Source organism: Rhodoglobus sp. GW821-FHT12B09 (genome assembly GCF_058809925.1).
Genome location: NZ_JBXATB010000003.1, coordinates 1 through 16,413, shown reverse-complemented (window position 1 = coordinate 16,413; position 16,413 = coordinate 1). Strand labels below are relative to the sequence as shown.

13 protein-coding genes and 2 tRNA genes are annotated in these 16,413 nt (G+C 69.6%); 11 read left to right on the top strand and 4 right to left on the bottom strand.

The features are described from left to right. Positions 1-193 precede the first annotated feature (193 nt). The 10 genes from AC1RTC_RS07150 (at position 194) to AC1RTC_RS07105 (ending at position 9,907) form a co-directional block, all read left to right on the top strand. Positions 194-265, top strand: a tRNA-Thr gene (locus tag AC1RTC_RS07150). Positions 266-291: 26 nt separating this feature from the next. Beyond that, a tRNA-Met gene (locus AC1RTC_RS07145) sits at positions 292-368 on the top strand. A 207-nt stretch (positions 369-575) separates the two neighbouring features. Further along, a complete protein-coding gene (locus tag AC1RTC_RS07140) occupies positions 576-713 on the top strand; it encodes a hypothetical protein (RefSeq protein ID WP_493154799.1) in 138 nt (45 codons plus the stop codon). A gap of 86 nt (positions 714-799) precedes the next feature. Continuing rightward, positions 800-1,321 (top strand): hypothetical protein, encoded by a 522-nt coding sequence (locus AC1RTC_RS07135; protein ID WP_493154798.1) that lies wholly within the window; start codon positions 800-802, stop codon positions 1,319-1,321. A 657-nt stretch (positions 1,322-1,978) separates the two neighbouring features. Further along, entirely contained in the window at positions 1,979-3,100 is a 1,122-nt protein-coding gene (locus tag AC1RTC_RS07130; protein ID WP_493154797.1) for a glycoside hydrolase family 183 protein, read from the top strand. Between the two features lie 51 nt (positions 3,101-3,151). Continuing rightward, positions 3,152-4,489: an extracellular solute-binding protein gene (locus AC1RTC_RS07125; protein ID WP_493154796.1), complete on the top strand. Its 1,338-nt coding sequence runs from the start codon at positions 3,152-3,154 to the stop codon at positions 4,487-4,489. Positions 4,490-4,556: 67 nt separating this feature from the next. Next, positions 4,557-5,531 (top strand): carbohydrate ABC transporter permease, encoded by a 975-nt coding sequence (locus AC1RTC_RS07120; protein WP_493154795.1) that lies wholly within the window; start codon positions 4,557-4,559, stop codon positions 5,529-5,531. Further along, positions 5,531-6,436, top strand: a complete 906-nt coding sequence (locus AC1RTC_RS07115; RefSeq protein WP_493154794.1) for a carbohydrate ABC transporter permease — start codon at positions 5,531-5,533, stop codon at positions 6,434-6,436. The genes AC1RTC_RS07120 and AC1RTC_RS07115 overlap by 1 nt, the downstream gene beginning before the upstream one ends. Before the next feature lie 19 nt (positions 6,437-6,455). Continuing rightward, the gene (locus AC1RTC_RS07110) at positions 6,456-8,171 is read left to right on the top strand and encodes an ABC transporter ATP-binding protein (protein ID WP_493154793.1); all 1,716 of its coding nucleotides are present in this window, start codon (positions 6,456-6,458) and stop codon (positions 8,169-8,171) included. Then, on the top strand, positions 8,168-9,907 hold the full coding sequence (locus AC1RTC_RS07105) for an ABC transporter ATP-binding protein (RefSeq protein ID WP_493154792.1): 1,740 nt from the start codon (positions 8,168-8,170) through the stop codon (positions 9,905-9,907). The genes AC1RTC_RS07110 and AC1RTC_RS07105 overlap by 4 nt, the downstream gene beginning before the upstream one ends. 90 nt (positions 9,908-9,997) lie before the next feature. Here AC1RTC_RS07105 and AC1RTC_RS07100 read toward each other — a convergent pair whose 3' ends face one another. The 4 genes from AC1RTC_RS07100 to AC1RTC_RS07085 all read right to left on the bottom strand — a co-directional run bounded on the left by AC1RTC_RS07100 (position 9,998) and on the right by AC1RTC_RS07085 (position 15,055). Next, positions 9,998-11,506 carry a glycoside hydrolase family 183 protein gene (locus AC1RTC_RS07100; protein ID WP_493154791.1) on the bottom strand — a complete coding sequence of 503 codons (1,509 nt, stop codon included), beginning with the start codon at positions 11,504-11,506 and terminating at the stop codon, positions 9,998-10,000. A 48-nt stretch (positions 11,507-11,554) separates the two neighbouring features. Further along, a complete protein-coding gene (locus AC1RTC_RS07095; RefSeq protein WP_493154790.1) occupies positions 11,555-12,676 on the bottom strand; it encodes a Gfo/Idh/MocA family protein in 1,122 nt (373 codons plus the stop codon). Next, a complete protein-coding gene (locus AC1RTC_RS07090) occupies positions 12,666-13,718 on the bottom strand; it encodes a DUF4185 domain-containing protein (protein ID WP_493154789.1) in 1,053 nt (350 codons plus the stop codon). Before AC1RTC_RS07090 ends, AC1RTC_RS07095 begins: the two co-directional genes overlap by 11 nt. A gap of 209 nt (positions 13,719-13,927) precedes the next feature. Next, entirely contained in the window at positions 13,928-15,055 is a 1,128-nt protein-coding gene (locus tag AC1RTC_RS07085) for a glycoside hydrolase family 172 protein (protein WP_493154788.1), read from the bottom strand. Between the two features lie 170 nt (positions 15,056-15,225). Here AC1RTC_RS07085 and AC1RTC_RS07080 point away from each other — a divergent pair, with 170 nt between their 5' ends. Further along, complete coding sequence (locus AC1RTC_RS07080) at positions 15,226-16,221, top strand: LacI family DNA-binding transcriptional regulator (RefSeq protein ID WP_493154787.1); 996 nt, start codon at positions 15,226-15,228, stop codon at positions 16,219-16,221. Positions 16,222-16,413 lie beyond the last annotated feature (192 nt).

Sequence of the window (16,413 nt, the reverse complement as noted above, 5' to 3'; positions counted from 1 at the left end):
CCATCACGGTCGACTGCGCCAGCCCCCGCGAGCTCTCCCACTTCTGGGCGGACGTGCTCGCGCGGAAGGCCTCCGCAGGTGAAGCGGATGCCGAGGAAACGAGTTCTGCATCCATTGGCGCCACGGCATCATTCGCGGTGTCTGGCGGATGCTAGTCTCTTACGGTGCCAAAAGGCGATTGAGCCTTGTGTGCGCCCCCTTAGCTCATTGGTAGAGCACTTCCTTGGTAAGGAAGAGGTAGTGGGTCCGATTCCCACAGGGGGCTCTGTAGCCGCCTCGAGCGGTTGCTTTGGCTGAGTAGCTCAGTTGGTTAGAGCGCACGACTCATAATCGTGAGGTCGGGAGATCGAGCCTCCCCTCAGCTACCACTGTTCGGGGCCGCTGGCCGCGCGAGTCCTCCAACCTTTGTGTCTGGCGAGCGCCTGCCGGTGTACTCCGCCCTCGTTGGCGCCGACGCGGAGGTTTTGACGCGATGCTGATGTTCTCGCGACCGCACCGCGTCGAAACCTCCGCATGGGCCAAGCGGGAGCGCGCCCGTCGCGCAGCGACGCGCGAGACGGCGTCAACTCGACCTCGTGGTCGAGCGGTCAGGCGGTGGCGGGAAGACCGTGGCGATGGTGATCGTGCAGACTCCCGCCGGATCCACGTGGCAGACCGGGGTGGCGCCCCAGTGGTGCAGCCTCGACGAGGTGACCGTCTACTCGCCATCCTGAGTCACTGCGCGGCGGCCCCGGGCGATATGCCCGGGGCCGTTGCCGTTCGCCGCTAGGCTGGCCGCACCCCCAACGATGGAGTACTCATGGCCGCCATTTCCCGCTCCCGCCGCTCGACCGCCGGCATCGCCCTGATAGTTGCCGGTGCGCTGTTCATCCTCCTGGTACTCCTTCCCCTGGCCGGTGTCAGCCTGCCCTGGCTCGCGCTCCTCGCCAGCGCGGCGATGGTCGTCGCGTTCGTCATCCTCGCGCTGGGCGCCGTGAACAACACGGTCGCGAAGATCGCGCTGTTCGCCGCCGCGGTCGGATGGGCGGTCATCGCTATCGCCGGCCTCGGCCTGTCGCTTCCGGGAGTGCTCGTCACCCTCGCCGTCGTGGTCGCGGCGATCGCCGGGCTCGTCGGCGCGATCGTCCTCTACGTCGGCAAGGAGATCACCAACCGCGCCGCGCTGGCTTTCGTGGTCGCCACCGTGATCGGCGTCTTCTACCTGCTCAACACGATCGGCACGTTCGGCGCCGTGAACGTCGCCGTCGTGGTCGCGCTGCTGTTCGGTGCGGCGCTCATCGTCGCGGGCGTGTTCTTCCGCCGCACGGAGGGCCGCCGCTAGTCGTACTGCCCTGCCGTCGGGCCGGGCCGCGCCGCGGGCCGCGCCGCGCTGGGCCGCGCTGGGCCGCGCTGGCGCCGGCCGCGCCGGGCCGCGTCGCTGACGTGCGCTAGCCGCGTGAGTGGCCCCAAAGTGCTCGTTCGTGGAGCCCTGAAGCGCAGATTGGGGCAACCTCGCGCTAGGCAGCCCCGCTATCGCGCGCTCGACTCCGCGGCGCGATCAACGCGGGCTGCGGCGTGGACCTCGGCGTGGACCTCGGCGTGGACCCCGGGCGGCAGTGGGCGGGCCGCGGCGTGGACCGCGGGCGGGCAGCGGGGCGGGCCGCGGTGTGGACCCCGGGCGGGCAGCGGGGCGAGCAGCGGCGTGGGCCGCGGGGTGGACCGGGGGCGGGCCTCCGGCGTGGACCTCGGCTCGGGCTGTGACGCGGGCGGGGGCGCGCGCGGCCCCGGCGGCGGACGCCGGGGGCGGCCGCAGAGCCGCCGTCGAGGGCGGCGGTGGCGGCATCCCGAGCTTTGATCGCACTCTTCTTGCAATCGGTTTCTTCCAATGATTCATTGAAGTTTCATGGGTCTTTCACCTACTCTCACGGTCATCTTGACGGAATCGATTTCTTGAGGTGTACTGGTGCCTACAAGTTCTTCGATGAGGAGGGAGCCAGGGATGCGCACCACCCGGGCACGAGCAACCGCCGCCGCGGCGGCGCTGCTGGTCGTGCTCGCCGGGTGCTCGGCTCCCAGTGCGGTCGTGACGAATCCAGCAGACGCTCCCTTCGTGCTCACCGGCGTCTCCGGCGTCGAGCAGCTCGGCCAGGTCACCGGTGCTGACGCGCCCGGCAAGACCGACCAGTACGCGGTGTACGGCACCGACCTCGGCTCGATGTTCCAGTTCGACGGCAAGACGTGGTTCGTGTTCGGCGACACCTTCGGCGAGCGCGATGCCGACCAGATCGGCGGGGGCGGCTCGTTCTGGCGCTCCAACACCCTCGGCTACACGACCGACACCGACCCGACCGACGGCATCACCCTCGACGGCATGATCGTCGACGACCTCGGGCTCGCAGCGGAGCTGCTGCCGTCGAAGAAGGTCGACAACGACGAGATGACCGTCATCCCGACCCACGGCTTCGAGGCCAACGGCTCCATGTACATGCACTGGATGTCCGTGCGCCACTGGGGCGTTCCCGGCGAGTGGGAGGTCAACGACGCGGGCCTCGCGAAGTCGACCGACAAGGGGCAGACCTGGCAGGTGCTCGACGAGCCCCGCTGGAGCGGCGACAGCAACTTCGTGCAGGTGAGCCCGTTCCACGTCACCGAGGGCGGCGCCGACTGGATCTACTTCTGGGGCATCACCCACGGCCGCTTCTCGGGCGCCGCGCTCGCGAAGGTCGAGGCGTCCAAGGTGGAGGACCCCGCCGCCTGGCAGTACTTCACCGGCACCGACGGCGACGACAAGCCGCAGTGGTCGTCGTCTCCGGATGACGCATCCCTCGTTCTCGACGACACCGTGGGGGAGCTCTCCGTGGTCTGGAACGACTACCTCGGGCGGTGGATCATGACCTACCTCCGCGAGGGCGACGGAGCGGTCATCCGCGAGGGCATCAACCCCTGGGGCCCGTGGGGCGACCCCATCACGCTGGTCGGCGCGGGCGACGTGCCCGGCCCGTACGCGCCCTTCATGGCGCCGAACTACACGACCGACGGGGGCAGGACCATCTACTTCGGGCTCTCCATCTGGGACCCGTACAACGTTTTCTGGTACAAAGCCGACCTGTCGAAAGACTGACCGGCCCCAAGAACTCGGCTCGAGGACGAGCCGGATCACGAGAGGAAGCACATGCACAAGAGGCGCAACAAGGCAGTGGCATTCGCTGCCGCAGTCGTGAGTACCGCCCTGGTACTGACGGGCTGCTCCGCGGGCGGTGGCACCCCCACCGACGGCGGCACCACGAACGTCACCTTCTGGCAGCAGAAGTTCGAGGACTACCAGGGTGTCTGGTTCAAGAAGTACGTCGACGAGTTCAACAAGTCGCAGGACAAGGTGCACGTCGACTACCAGGTCATCCCCGCCGACACCTGGGCCCAGAAGCTCCAGGCCGCGCAGGCCGCCGGCAAGCAGCCCGACATCGCGACCACCAACTACGGCAACATCGCCGCGGGCGTCGTCAACGGCCAGTTCGCCGCTCTCGACGACTACATGCCTGCCGAGTCCTTCAGCGACATCAAGGAGAACGTCTCGAGCTTCGTGACGATCGACGGCAAGCACTACGCCTACCCGATGCTCGTCGAGCCCTCGACGGTGCTCTACTACAACACCGACCTCGTGACCGCGGCCGGCCTCGACCCGAACTCGCCGCCCACCACCTGGGCCGAGCTCATCGACTGGTCGACCAAGCTCACCAACGGCGACGTGAAGGGCATGACCATCGCCTCGACCGCGCCCGACCTGGGCTGGTCGAGCTGGGGCCTGCAGTACAACGCCTGCGGCCACCTGCCCATCAACGACGACTGGTCGAAGGCCGACGCCACCGACCCGTGCTTCGACAAGCTGCTCGACTTCTACAAGGCGCTCTACCAGGGCAACCTCATCCCGCAGCAGCCCAAGGTCGGCTACGCCGACGGCTCGCCCTACGGCAACGGCGAGGTCGCGATGATGGCCGGCGGCTCGTGGGTCATCGGCCAGCTGAAGAACGACTTCCCCGACGTGCTCGCCAAGACGCAGGTAGCGCCGTTCCCCTCGATCGACGGTGACCAGACGAAGCCGACGTCGACGCTCGGCGGCTGGACGCTCACCCTCGACTCCAAGTCGAAGAACCCGCAGGCCGCCGCCGACTTTATCCAGTACCTGCTCGCGGGAGACCCGGCCATCATGGCGGACTTCTTCAAGGCTGCCGGCTACTCGAAGTACACCGTGCGCACCTCGGTCGACGAGGCGCTCGCGAGCGACCCGGACGCCAGCGCCGACCCGTTCATGAAGACCATCTCCGACAAGGTCGTGGCCTACGGCAAGCAGGAGCCCGGCTACCCGTGGGACATCGCGCTCGCGATGGGCACGGCGATCGAGTCCGCGATGAAGGGCACCGATACCGTTGAAGGCTCGCTGGCGACAGCGGATGCCGCGATCAACGACGTCATCGCCAAGCAGGGCCTTGCTGGCACTGCGCCCAAGAAGTAACAGTTGATACCGGTGGTGTCCCGGGCCTGAAGCGCCCGGGACACCGCCTCGATCGAGGGAACGAAACGTGTCTGCAATCGCGCCAACGGAGACCATCACCGGGCAGGTGGCCGGAGTCAGCCCCGGTCTCAAGCGCCGCCGAGCACGCGCTCCCCGCGCCGCCAAGCACCTGCGGTCGAACCGCACGGCCTACCTGATGCTCGCGCCCATGGTGATCCTGCTGGCGATCTTCGTGGTCTGGCCGCTCATCTACGCGATCTACCTCAGCTTCTTCAAGATCAGCTTCTACAAGGGCTCCGAGTTCGTCGGGCTGCAGTTCTACATGTACGTCCTGCAGGACCCCAAGTTCTGGAACTCGCTCCGAGTCGGCATCCAATTCGCTGCGATGGTCGTGCCGATCGGCATGGTCATCGCCCTGCTCATCGCCAGCTTCATCAAGACCCTCAGCAAGCGCATGGCGAGCTTCATGAAGGTCACGGTCTACGTTCCGGCAGTCGTGTCGACGGTCGTGGCATCCGTGCTCTTCCTCTTCATGTACCAGGACCAGGGCGTCGTCAACTGGTTCCTGTCGCTGCTGAACGCCGGGCCGGTCGCCTGGCTCAACAACCCCGGAACCGCGCTGCCCGCGATCGCGGTTCCCGCGATCTGGCTGGGGCTCGGGATAACGACGCTCATCATGCTCGCGGGGCTGCTCGACATCCCCGACAGCTACTACGAGTCCGCAGAGCTCGACGGGGCCGGATTCTTCAAGCGCACCTGGTACATCACCCTGCCGCTGCTGAAGAACATCCTGCTGTACCTGTTCGTGACGGGCTTCACCGGCGCGATCCAGATGCTCGACCTGCCCCTGGTCATGACGAACGGCGGCCCGGTCAACGCGACCACCACCCCCAACCTCTTCATCTTCAACAGCTTCCGGGCGGGCACGCCGTACGCCACGAGCTTCTCCCTCACGACGGCGCTGCTGCTGTTCGTGGTCCTCGGCCTGATCTCGGTCCTCGTCTTCCGGCTCATCAACTCAGACAAGGCGGTGGACGGCTGATGTCGACCCTTACCGAGACGGCCACTACCGACGCGTCCCTCCTCCCCGAAGCCTCCGTGGCGACCCCTGCCGCCGGGCGGGGCCTGCGCCGCGGAGACCGCAACCGCCTGCTCAAGCTCATCGGCGTGATCCTCATCTCGCTCAGCGTGCTGTTCCCGCTCGCGTGGATGGCGATCGCCGGGTTCAAGGGCAAGACCGAGGTGCTGCGCAGCCCGTTCCAGTTCTTCCCCGACATGTGGGACCCGAAGAACTACATCGCGATCATCCAGGACCCGCAGTTCTCCCGGGCGATGCTCGTGACGTTCGGCGGCGCGCTCGTCTTCACGGCGCTGAGCCTCGCGATCAACTCGATGGCGGCCTACGCGCTCGCGCGCCTCGACTTCGCGTTCAAGCGGTTCTGGTGGGTGTTCTGCATCATGCCGATGTTCGTGCCCGGTATGGCGATCCTGCTGACCTCGTTCGTGGTCGTCGCCCAGCTCGGCATGCTCGACACGCTCGCGGTGCTCATCATCCCGGGCGTGGCCTCCGCGGTGCAGATGTTCTTCCTGCGGCAGTTCTACCTGAACATGCCGGTGGCGGTCGAGGAGGCCGCGCTGATCGACGGGGCGAGCCGCTGGCAGATCTTCACCAAGATCTTCATCCCGCAGTCGGCGGCGGTGTTCGTCGTGGTCGGCATCGGCTCGTACATGGCCTACTGGAACGCGTACGTGTGGCCGATCCTCACGATCACGAGCCCCGACCTGATGCAGATCCAGCAGTTCCTCGGGAACTTCCGCTCGGACCGGGGCAACGAGTGGGGACTGCTGATGGCGGGCTCGACCATCGCGGCGCTGCCGACGATCGTCCTCGTGCTGTTCTTCCAGCGCTACATCGTCAACGGCGTGCGCATCTCGGGCATCAAGTAGCGCCCCCGCACGACCCTCCATGCACCCCCTCCCCGAACCGCTCCCTGCCAGCGCGCCCCCGCGCCGGCCGACCGCGTACCTGGGATGGCTCGCCCGGCACCAGTGGGTGTCGATCCTGCTCGGCACGCTCCTCGACACGGTGTGGCTGTGCACGCTCGCCTTCACGCCCTGGGCGATCGGCCGCACCATCGACGAGGGGGTGGCCAGCGGGGACCTGCTGAGGCTGCTCGCGTGGGTGGGCGTCGTGCTGGCGTTCGAGGCCGTGCACTCCGTGATCGAGGGGCTGCGCGACCGGGGCGGAATCGTCAACTGGAGCCGGGCGGCCTACCGGTCGATCGGGCTCATCTCGCGGCACGCGTCGCGGGCGGGCTACGCGATCGGCAAGCGCGTCTCCACCGGCGAGATCGGCGCGACGGTGACGGGCGACGCGATGTCGATCGCGCTCCTCGGCTTCCTCCTCGGGGCGTTCATCGCCGCACTTCTCTCGTACGGCATCGTGGGCGTCATCCTGCTCGCGAGCTCCGTGCCGCTCGGGCTGCTGGTGCTCATCGGCGTGCCCGTCTCGTCAGCGCTGTTCTTCGTGGTGGTGCGGCCCCTGCGCACGCGGCAGGCCGAGCAGCGCGCGGCGGCGGGACGGATGACGTCCCTCGCGGCCGACACGGTGGCGGGCCTGCGCGTGCTGCGCGGAGCGGGCGGCGAGCGCATGTTCGTCGAGCGGTACCAGGAGGCCTCCGAGCGGACGAAGGAGACGGGCATCCGGCTCGCCACTCCGCTCGGGGTGATCGACGCGATCCAGGTGCTCATCCCCGGGTCGTTCATCGTCGCGCTCACCTGGGCCGGCGCCCTGCTCGTGCTCGACGGGCACCTCACGCCGGGGCAGCTCGTGTCGTTCTACGGGTACGCCGGGTTTCTCGTGATGCCGATCATGCTCGCCGCGGAGGCCGTCTCGACCTTCACCCGCGGGCAGGTCGGCGCCGGCCGGATCCTCGGGGTGCTCGCGGTCGAGCCGCTCACCGGCTCGGGCGGGTCGGCAGCGACCCGCGGCGGCGCGCTGACGGACGAGGCCAGCGGGCTGCGCCTCGAGGCGGGCAGGCTGGTCGCGGTAGTGGGCGACGACGCCGCAATTGTCACCGCGCTGCTCGACCGGCTCGCTCGGCTCGACGACTCCGCGCCGCACGCGCGCGGCGTGCGACTGGGCGACGTGGCGGTCGACGCCCTCGCGCTCGCCGAGGTGCGCCGCCGCGTCCTGCGGGTCGACGCCGATCCGTTCCTCTTCCGCGGCTCCCTGCGCTCCGCGATCGACCCGCACTCGAGCGCGCCCGAGTACCTGGTCGCGACCTCGATCCACGCCGCTGCGGCCGGAGACATCGTCGACGCCCTGCCGCACGGCCTCGAAACCCAGATCGGCGAGCGCGGCCGGATGATCTCCGGCGGCCAACGGCAGCGCGTCGGTCTCGCCCGCGCCCTCGCGCTCGACCCCGAGTGGCTGCTGCTCGAGACTCCGACCTCCGCGGTCGACAGCCACACCGAGGCGATCATCGCCGGGCGCCTGCGCCGCGCGCGGGAGGGGCGCTCGACCATCGTCGCGACCACGAGCCCCATGCTGCTCGCCGAGGCGGACGAGGTGCTGCTGCTCCACGGCGGCAGGGTCGTCGCGCGGGGCTCTCACCGCGAGCTGCTCGACACCGAGCCCGCGTACCTCGCGATCGTGCGCAGGGCGGAGGGCGAGTCGTGAGCCAGCTTCCCGTCGCGTCCGGCGCGCGCGTGCGCACCGTGGTCGGCGCCCTCCTGCGCCGCCACCGCGCCGCCTACACCGGCGTCACCGTGCTCGCGGCCCTCGCCGCGGTCGCGGGGCTGGTCGGCCCCTTCGTCGTCGGCCACCTCGTGCAGGGCTTCACGACGGGCACGGATGCCGCCGCCATCGCCGCGCTCTGCCTGGCCATGCTCCTCGCGGTCGTGCTGCAGACCGTGTTCACCGGGTTCGGGACCCGGCTCGCCATGGTCCTGGGGGAGAAGGTCTTCGCGACACTGCGGGACGACTTCATGCGGGACGTGACCGCCGTTCCGATCTCGGTGGTCGAGAAGGCCGGGACGGGCGACCTCCTCACGCGCACGACGTCGGACATCGACGCGGTAGCCACGACGGTCCGGTTCGCGATACCGCAGCTGGCGGTCTCCGTCGTCGCCGTGACGCTGACCTTCGCCGCCACGTTCGTCGCCTCACCGCTCGTCGCGCTCGCGCTGCTGGTGGGCATCCCGGTCATCGTCGTCGTCTCCCGCTGGTACCTGCGGCGCGCGCCCCAGGCCTACCTCGACCTCAACGCGGGATACTCCGACCTGTTCGGGACCGTGTCGGAGACGATGGACGGCGCGCGCACCGTCGACGCGCTGGCGCTCGGCGACCAGCGGATCGCGGCGACGGACGCGTCCCTCGGCGAGCTGTGGGTGCGCCGGCTGCGGATCGTGCGGCTGAAGCTCGTGCTGCTGCCCGTCACGGCGCTCGCGTACACGGTGCCGATCCCGCTCGCGCTGCTGTGGGGCGGGTGGCTCGTCACGCAGGGGCTCGCAACGGTGGGCGCGGTCACGACCGTGACCCTGTACGCGGTGCAGCTCACCGCGCCGATCGTCGCGGTGGTGCAGTGGCTCGACAAGCTGCAGCTGGGCCTCGCGTCGCTCGCGCGCATCCTCGGCGTCGGGGGCATCGAGCCCGACCGGGTCGAAGGGGACGCCCGCCCCGCGGGCCCCGTCGTGCGGCTCGACGGCGTCAGCTACAACTACCCGGACGGCCCCGAGGTGCTGCACGCCCTCGACCTCGAGCTCGTGCCGGGCGAGCGGTTCGCGATCGTCGGCCCCTCGGGTGCCGGCAAGTCGACCATCGGGCGCATCATCGCCGGCATCGACGCCCCGACCAGCGGCACCGCGACGGTCGGCGGCGTGCCCCTCACGGAGCTGCCGCTCGCCGTGCTGCGCCGGGAGGTCGCGCTCGTGACGCAGGAGCACCACGTGTTCGTCGGCACCATCGCGGACAACGTGCGGATGGGCAGCACCCACGCCTCCGCCGAGGACGTGCTCCGGGCGCTCGACGTCGCGGGGGCTGGGGCGTGGGTGCAGGGGCTGCCCGACGGAGTGCTCACCGTGGTGGGCTCGGGCGGGCATCCCGTCGGCGCTGCGCAGGCCCAGCAGCTCGCCCTCGCGCGACTCGTCCTCATCGACCCGCACACGCTCGTGCTCGACGAGGCGACGTCCGTGATGGATGCCCGCGCCGCCCGGTCCGTCGAGCGCGCGCTCGGCGCGGTGCTCGCCGGCCGCACGGTGGTCTCGATCGCCCACCGCCTGCACACCGCCCACGACGCGGACCGGATCGCCGTGGTCGAGCGCGGGCGCATCGTCGAGCTCGGGTCGCACGACGAGCTGCTGCAGCGCGGCGGCGCCTACGCGGCGCTGTGGGAGCGCTGGTCGACGGCGGGTTGAGTAGCGCGCTCTGGCGCGCGTATCGAAACCGGTCGTGTGACGTGCCGGTTTCGATACGGCCGCGGGCGGCCTACTCAACCCGCCTAGCGGCTACTGGGCGACGAGCGAGAAGTCGTCCAGCTGGATCCAGATGTCGCCGTGGTCGGTCCACACCCCGGCGAAGACCTGCACCGCCGTGTTCGACCCGGAGTTGAAGTTCACGGTGAACTTCTGCCAGCCGTTGGTCTTCGGGAAGTTGGCCTCGTTCAGCACGACGTTCCCGGTGGTGCGGGCGCCGAGGTAGGCGTTGTCGCTGTTGGACGACGTGCGCACCCAGCCGGTCACCTGGTAGTTGGTGTTGGCCGAGACCGCCACCGTCTGCCAGACGTTGCGCCATCCGGTGTTGTAGCGCGTGTACCCGTTGCGGTCGCCGGAGTAGCCGCCGGCCGCCACGTTGTCGACACCGCAGTTCGGCGAGCATCCCCACGTGCCGGTCGATCCGGAACCCATCGTCGTCGACCGCTCGAAGCTCGGGTCGTTGATCAGGTTCGGCTTGGTGATGGTGCCGCTCGAGTCGATCGAGACCTTCATGAGGTAGACGTTGTACGGGTTCCACTGAGACATCGTGAAGTAGATCGTGCCGCCCGAGTTCCACGGGTGCATGAACCCGCCGTACAGCCCGGGGTAGTCGGCCGAGCTCACCACGACCTGCGGCGACGACCACGGCCCCTGCGGGCTGGTCGCGGTGCGCATGATGATGTCCTCGGCCGAGAGGTACATCATCAGGTACTTGCCGCTCGCCGCGTTGTACTGCACGGACAGCTCGGAGACCGGCGCCGCTGCGACGACCGCGGCGGAGGACTCCGTCGCCACCCACGTGCTGCCGTCCCAGTAGGTGTAGGCGCTCTTGGTCAGGAGCTGCGCCTCGGGCACGCGGGCGACGTGCGCGGCGCCGGTGCGGCCGTTGGGCGTTCCGTACACGTAGATGTATCCGCCGCTGCGCACGAACGCCTGCATCTGGAACTGGTTGGTGCCGCCCGTGTTCTCCCACGTCGGGGTGCCCGCGGTGGTCCAGTTCTCGCCGTTGTCGTCGGAGTAGGCGATGCCCGAGCGGTTGGTGGTCCACTCCCCAGGGATGCCCCAGTGCTTCACCGACATGTAGCCCATGTACTGGCGAGTGCCGACGGAGACGCCGGCGGTCGGGATGACCGTGATCTCGACGTTGTCGATCTTCTGGCTCGGGATGAGCTGCTTGGCGTTGCCGGGGCCCGCCAGCGGCGCGCTCTGGAACGTCATGCCGTCAGAGAGGGTCGTGTCGTTGCTGCGGAGCAGGATGTTGCTGCGCCAGTTCGACCCGCCCGAGCCGCCGGGCCCGGTCCAGGTGCTGCCGAAGGTGTCGCCGATCGCAGTGAGGACCTGGCCTAAGCCGTTGTCCCACATGATCCCGAGGTCGGTGGCTTTGACATCCCACAGGCCCTGCGTGTCGGTTATCGCGTTGGGCCCGGTGATCTTGGCGACCATCGTCGCCGGCGTGTGGGTCGTGGTGGCGACCGCCGGTGCCCCGCTCGCGAGTGCGGCTGCCACGAGTACTGCGGCAGTGGCGACACCCGTGAGCGTCATTGCTCGTGTCCTTCTCATGCGTTGTTCTCCTTGATCGGTGGTGCGGTTTCAGTACCTCGGTATCTCGAGGAGGGTGCCGCCGAGCAGGGCAGACTCGTGGGCGACGATTCCGGGTGCGGTGATGGATGCGGCGACCCGCTGGTCGATCGCGGGCGAGCGCCCCTCGTGCACGGCGGAGACGAGCTCGTGCACGAGGTGGGGGTGGGACCCGCCGTGCCAGGCCTCCACGCGCACCGGCGGCAGCCCCGGCGGGGTCCACGTGCCAGGGCGCGTGAAGCGCCGCAGCTCCTCCGGCAGCCCGTCCACCCGGTCGGGCACGTGCAGCTCGGTGCGCTCGACGGGCCGCCCGCGGCAGGCGCCGTCCTGCGGCCCGGCCGAGTAGACCACGGCGGCCCCGCCCTCGACGGACGGCCACTCGAGCGCGCCGAGGTCGCCGTACACGTTGAAGCCCTCCGTGTAGCTGCGCGCGTTCTCGAAGAACGACATCGTGACCTGGGCGGCGAGGTCGCCCCCGAGCCGGAACAGCGCGCTCTCGATCGGGAACGGGTTCGACCCGTCGCCCGCGTGCGACGGCAGCAGCGTGCCGGAGCCGAGGCACGCGACCGACTCCGCCCGCGTGCCCGCGAGGCCCAGGAGCGGCGCGACGATGTGGGTCGCGTACTGCATCGGCGCGTAGCCCATCCAGTACGGCGGGAACCCGTCGAGGTCCTGCATGTGGGCACCGGAGAGGTAGCCGATCCGGCCGAGTGCGCCCGAGTCGCGGAGTGCCAGTGCGTGCAGGTACTCCCGCTGGTAGAGCGCGGTCTCCATCATCATGTAGGTGCCGTCGGCCGCGGCATCCATCACCCTTGCAATGCCGTCGAGGCTCGTCGCCATGGGCACCGCGCTCGCGCACGCCCTGCCGGTGGCGAGCACCGCGAGCGTCTGCTCGACGTGCAGGTGCACCGGGGTGGCGATGTGCACGACGTCCCAGCGGCCGGTGGCGAGGGCTTCGTCGAGCGTCGCGTAGGTCGCATCAAGGCCGTGGGATGCCGCGAGCGCGGCCACCGCGTCGGCCCTCAGGTCGCACAGCCCGACCGCTCCGACCAGCGGGTGCTCGCGGTAGAGGTGCAGGAACTCGTGCCCGAACCCCGCGCCGACGACCAGCACGTCGATGAGGTCACGGGCCAAGGTCGAGCCTCCGCAGCGAGAAGTCGTACACCGACATCCCGGCCGGGGCGCAGGGGCACACGTTGGACTGCAGCCACAGCGTGCGGCCGTCAGCGCTGATGAACTTCGACGGAAGGGTGGCGCCGTAGCCGCCGTGCGCGGCGTTCGTCCACGGGTACGGACCGAAGTCGCGGGAGAGGAACAGGCTCCACGGCCCCCACGGGGTCGGGGACTCGTAGAACTCGAAGGTCAGCTCCGTCCACGAGGTGTAGAGGTAGCGGTCGAGCGGCTTGTCGTAGACGACCCCGCCCTGCGAGACGACGCTCAGGTCGTGCGCCCCCACCGTGCCGCCGTCGGAGGCACCGGGGTAGAGCCGGCGGTCGTCGTGGAGGACGGCGACCCTGTCGTCGATGTCGGAGCTCCAGGTGCCGGCACCGGTGGAGAACTCCCACGCGCCGCGATCCTGGACGCTGCCCTTCGGCACGCGCGCGAGGTAGAGATCCTCGGGGTCGGCCGCGGAGTCGTCGAAGGAGTCGCGCCAGTTGCCGTCGAGGCCGTACGCGTAGACGTAGTCGTCGGGGGCGTTCGCGTAGTCCTTGCCGTAGTCGAGGAACATGATCGTGGTGAAGACGCCGCCGTCGAACATCGGGGCGGTCTCGTCCCAGGTCCAGGTCTTGCCGCCGTCGTCAGAGCGGGAGATGGATGCCGCGGGGGCCTCGTTGAAGTCGGAGCGCAGGTCCTGCACCGCGAGGTACAGGCTGCCGTCCACGCACGCCATGCCGGTGGGCTTGCGCGTGAAATTGCCGCCGGACCACACCTGCCCGACCTCGTCGCCGAGCGCCGTCGTCACCCCGCTCAGGTCATCGGGCTGGCCCGAGACCACGTCGGCCCCGATGTCGGCGAACTCGTTGCCGAAGCCCATGCCGTCGCCGTGGGCCGTGTAGATGTTGTCGTCCGCGCCCCAGCAGTTGGGCCAGAGGTCCCCGTCGCCGAAGGCGTAGAACTGGGCTGCGTCGGCGACGGATGCCCCGGGGAACGTCTCGCCGACGCCGGACTCGGTCATCGCGGCATCCGGAGCCTCGAAGCTCGGCGCGGCCGTGCACCCCGCGAGAACGAGGACCGCCGCCGCGGCGACGAGCCTCCCGCCGTGAGATCCGGCAATCGGCCCCTCCGTAGGGCGACGACCAGCCGATTGCCGGATCTCACCGTGCGCACCGGCCTGTCGGACCGAGCGGGGGCCGATCCTTGACGTGAGGAGCACGGCGTCGGGGGTCAGTCGGTCGTGCGCCAGCGCTGCGGGGTTGCGCCCAGGTCGGGCACCGGAGCGCTACCTAGGTGGATCTCCAGGTCGTCGGCCGACGGCGTCTTGGGCCGGCGGGCCGTGGGGCGGTCCAGGTAGAAGAGGGACGTGGAGGAGATGTCGTCGCGCAGCGGGAGGTAGCGCCATCCCGAGCGCCAGCCCAGAGCCTGGATGTCGACGCGCAGCCGCTCCGCGAAGTGGATCGGGTCGGCGAGGTGCCAGCGGTAGAGGCCGAAGCGCTGCTGGCTGAGGTAGAGGCCGTCGGGCTTGAGGACCTGCGGCATGCCGAGGTAGGGGGTGGAGAACTCGGTGTAGCCCTTGCCGGGGATGTCGAAGTTCCAGGCGCCGCCGAAGTAGTCCTCGGTGCCGGTGCCCGCGATGGTCGGGAACTCCTCGTCGGAGTCGAGGTAGAACTTGATCTCGCCCTCGCCCCACCAGCCGTTGCTGTTGACGCCCCACGCGATGTAGGTGCCGACGTACTGCCCCTGCCCCTCCACGCCCTCGACGAGCACGTGCGGCTGCGCGTACTCCGTGGGGTTGCTGCGGCGCCACTGCGCGTGCAGGTAGCCCTCGTTGGAGTAGTCGCCGCCGATCTCGTAGGTCACCTGGTAGTAGACGCGGACGTCGACGGTCGAGGTGTTCTCGATGGTGAGCTTCGCGCCCTTCTGGAACGGCATCGGCCAGTAGGAGTTGAATCCGCCGTGCGGGTTCGCCGCGATCACCTGCGAGTTGACCTGCGTGAAGACGCCCCAGCCGTTGCAGAAGAAGTCGCCGTACGGCACCTCGATCGCGGGCTCCGCGGCGCCGTCCCAGTAGGCGCGGAACAGCAGCGTGCGCCAGTTGTCGGTGTGCGTGGTGATCCAGAAGTGGGTGATCTTGCCCGCGCCGTCGATGTTCGCCAGGTCGAACGTCTCGCCGGCCTTGATGTCGACGCTCGGGCTGATCTTCCAGCCGGGGCCGAGGTCGCGCGCGTTGTCCGCGCCGGTGCCCTCGGTGGCCCTCGCGCCGCCACCGGCAGAGCCGTCGAAGTTCTCTGGGCTGATCGACCGCGTCTGCACGGTACGAAGGGCGGAGATGCCGCTCAGTTCAGGGGTTGTCATGCCGGATGGACCGCACTTCCTCGTGCGTGCCGGAGCCTTGAGCCACCGGCACTAGTTGCAATCGATTTCATCAATGTAGGCTTACCTCACGGCGCGTGTCAACACGGCCGGATGCACGGCCCGCTAGGGTCGGTCGAAACCGATTCACGGGCTACAGCGGGACGGAACGTATGGCAACGATCTACGAGGTCGCAGCACTCGCCGGTGTCTCGCCTGCCACCGTGAGCCGCGTGGTGAACGGCCAGCGCGTCTCCGAGGAGAAGGCAGCCCTCGTGCGCGCGGCGGCGACGGAGCTCAACTTCACCCCCAACCGCACCGCCCGCACGCTGCGCCGGCAGAACTCCGAGGTCATCGCCCTGGTGCTGCCCGACATCGAGAACCCGTACTTCACGTCGATGGCGCGGGGCGTGGAGGACATCGCGCGCGCGGCGGGGTACTCCGTGGTCCTGTGCAACACGGACGAGGATCCGGTGAAAGAGGCGAAGTACCTCGACATCGCGATCTCGGAGAACATGGCCGGCGTCATCCTCGCCCCCGCCTCTGACCACACCGACCTGCAGCACCTCATCGCACGCGGGCGGCCGATCGTGGCCGTGGACCGCAGCACGGGCTTCGACATCGACGGCGTGATGATGAACAACCGGCACGGGGGCATCTCGGCCGCCCAGACGCTGGTGGAGGCAGGGTACCGCCGCATTGCGTGCATCACCGGCCCGAAGGACATCGAGACCGCCTCCGAGCGCAGTATCGGCTGGCGCGAGGTGGTCACGAAGGCCGGGATGTTCGACAACCCCGACGAGTACCTCCGGTACTCCACGTTCCGCGTGGACGGCGGTCGCAGCGCCATGCACGAGCTGCTCGCGCTCGACAACCCGCCGGACGCGGTCGTTGCCGCCAACAACCTCATGGGCGTCGGCGCGCTGCAGGTGCTCACTGAGGAGGGGCTCACGCCGCCGCGGTTCGGGGTCGCCGTCGTCGGCGACCTGCCGTTCACCACGCTGTCGCCGGCCTCCGTCTCGATCGTGCGGCTGCCGGTGCGGCACATGGGCGTCACGGCGGCGCGCATGCTGCTCGAGCGGATCGACGGCGACACCCAGCCGGCGCGCACCGTGGTGCTGCGCAACGAGATCGTCCCGGCGACGAGCGTGGTGGCGCCCGCGGTCTGAGGCCGCCGGGCGCGTCGGGCGCGGCGGCGGCGCGCGGTACGGCGTCCGGGCCCTCGCCGCGCGGTCCGCGGGGGCGGCTCGGCTTCCGGGCGCTCGCCGCGCGGTCCGCGCGGTCGATTCGACTCCATGCGGAGGTTTCGGCGGGCGCATGGTGTCGAAACCTCCGCATGGGCTGGGCGCGGGGCTCGGCGC

Excerpts from the sequence above, each read along its gene's own strand:
- AC1RTC_RS07080 (WP_493154787.1), top strand. The coding sequence starts at position 15,226 with ATGGCAACGATCTACGAGGTCGCAGCACTCGCCGGTGTCTCGCCTGCC.
- AC1RTC_RS07085 (WP_493154788.1), bottom strand. The coding sequence starts at position 15,055 with ATGACAACCCCTGAACTGAGCGGCATCTCCGCCCTTCGTACCGTGCAG.
- AC1RTC_RS07125 (WP_493154796.1), top strand. The coding sequence starts at position 3,152 with ATGCACAAGAGGCGCAACAAGGCAGTGGCATTCGCTGCCGCAGTCGTG.
- AC1RTC_RS07115 (WP_493154794.1), top strand. The coding sequence starts at position 5,531 with ATGTCGACCCTTACCGAGACGGCCACTACCGACGCGTCCCTCCTCCCC.
- AC1RTC_RS07135 (WP_493154798.1), top strand. The coding sequence starts at position 800 with ATGGCCGCCATTTCCCGCTCCCGCCGCTCGACCGCCGGCATCGCCCTG.
- AC1RTC_RS07100 (WP_493154791.1), bottom strand. The coding sequence starts at position 11,506 with ATGACGCTCACGGGTGTCGCCACTGCCGCAGTACTCGTGGCAGCCGCA.
- AC1RTC_RS07130 (WP_493154797.1), top strand. The coding sequence starts at position 1,979 with ATGCGCACCACCCGGGCACGAGCAACCGCCGCCGCGGCGGCGCTGCTG.
- AC1RTC_RS07110 (WP_493154793.1), top strand. The coding sequence starts at position 6,456 with ATGCACCCCCTCCCCGAACCGCTCCCTGCCAGCGCGCCCCCGCGCCGG.
- AC1RTC_RS07090 (WP_493154789.1), bottom strand. The coding sequence starts at position 13,718 with ATGACCGAGTCCGGCGTCGGCGAGACGTTCCCCGGGGCATCCGTCGCC.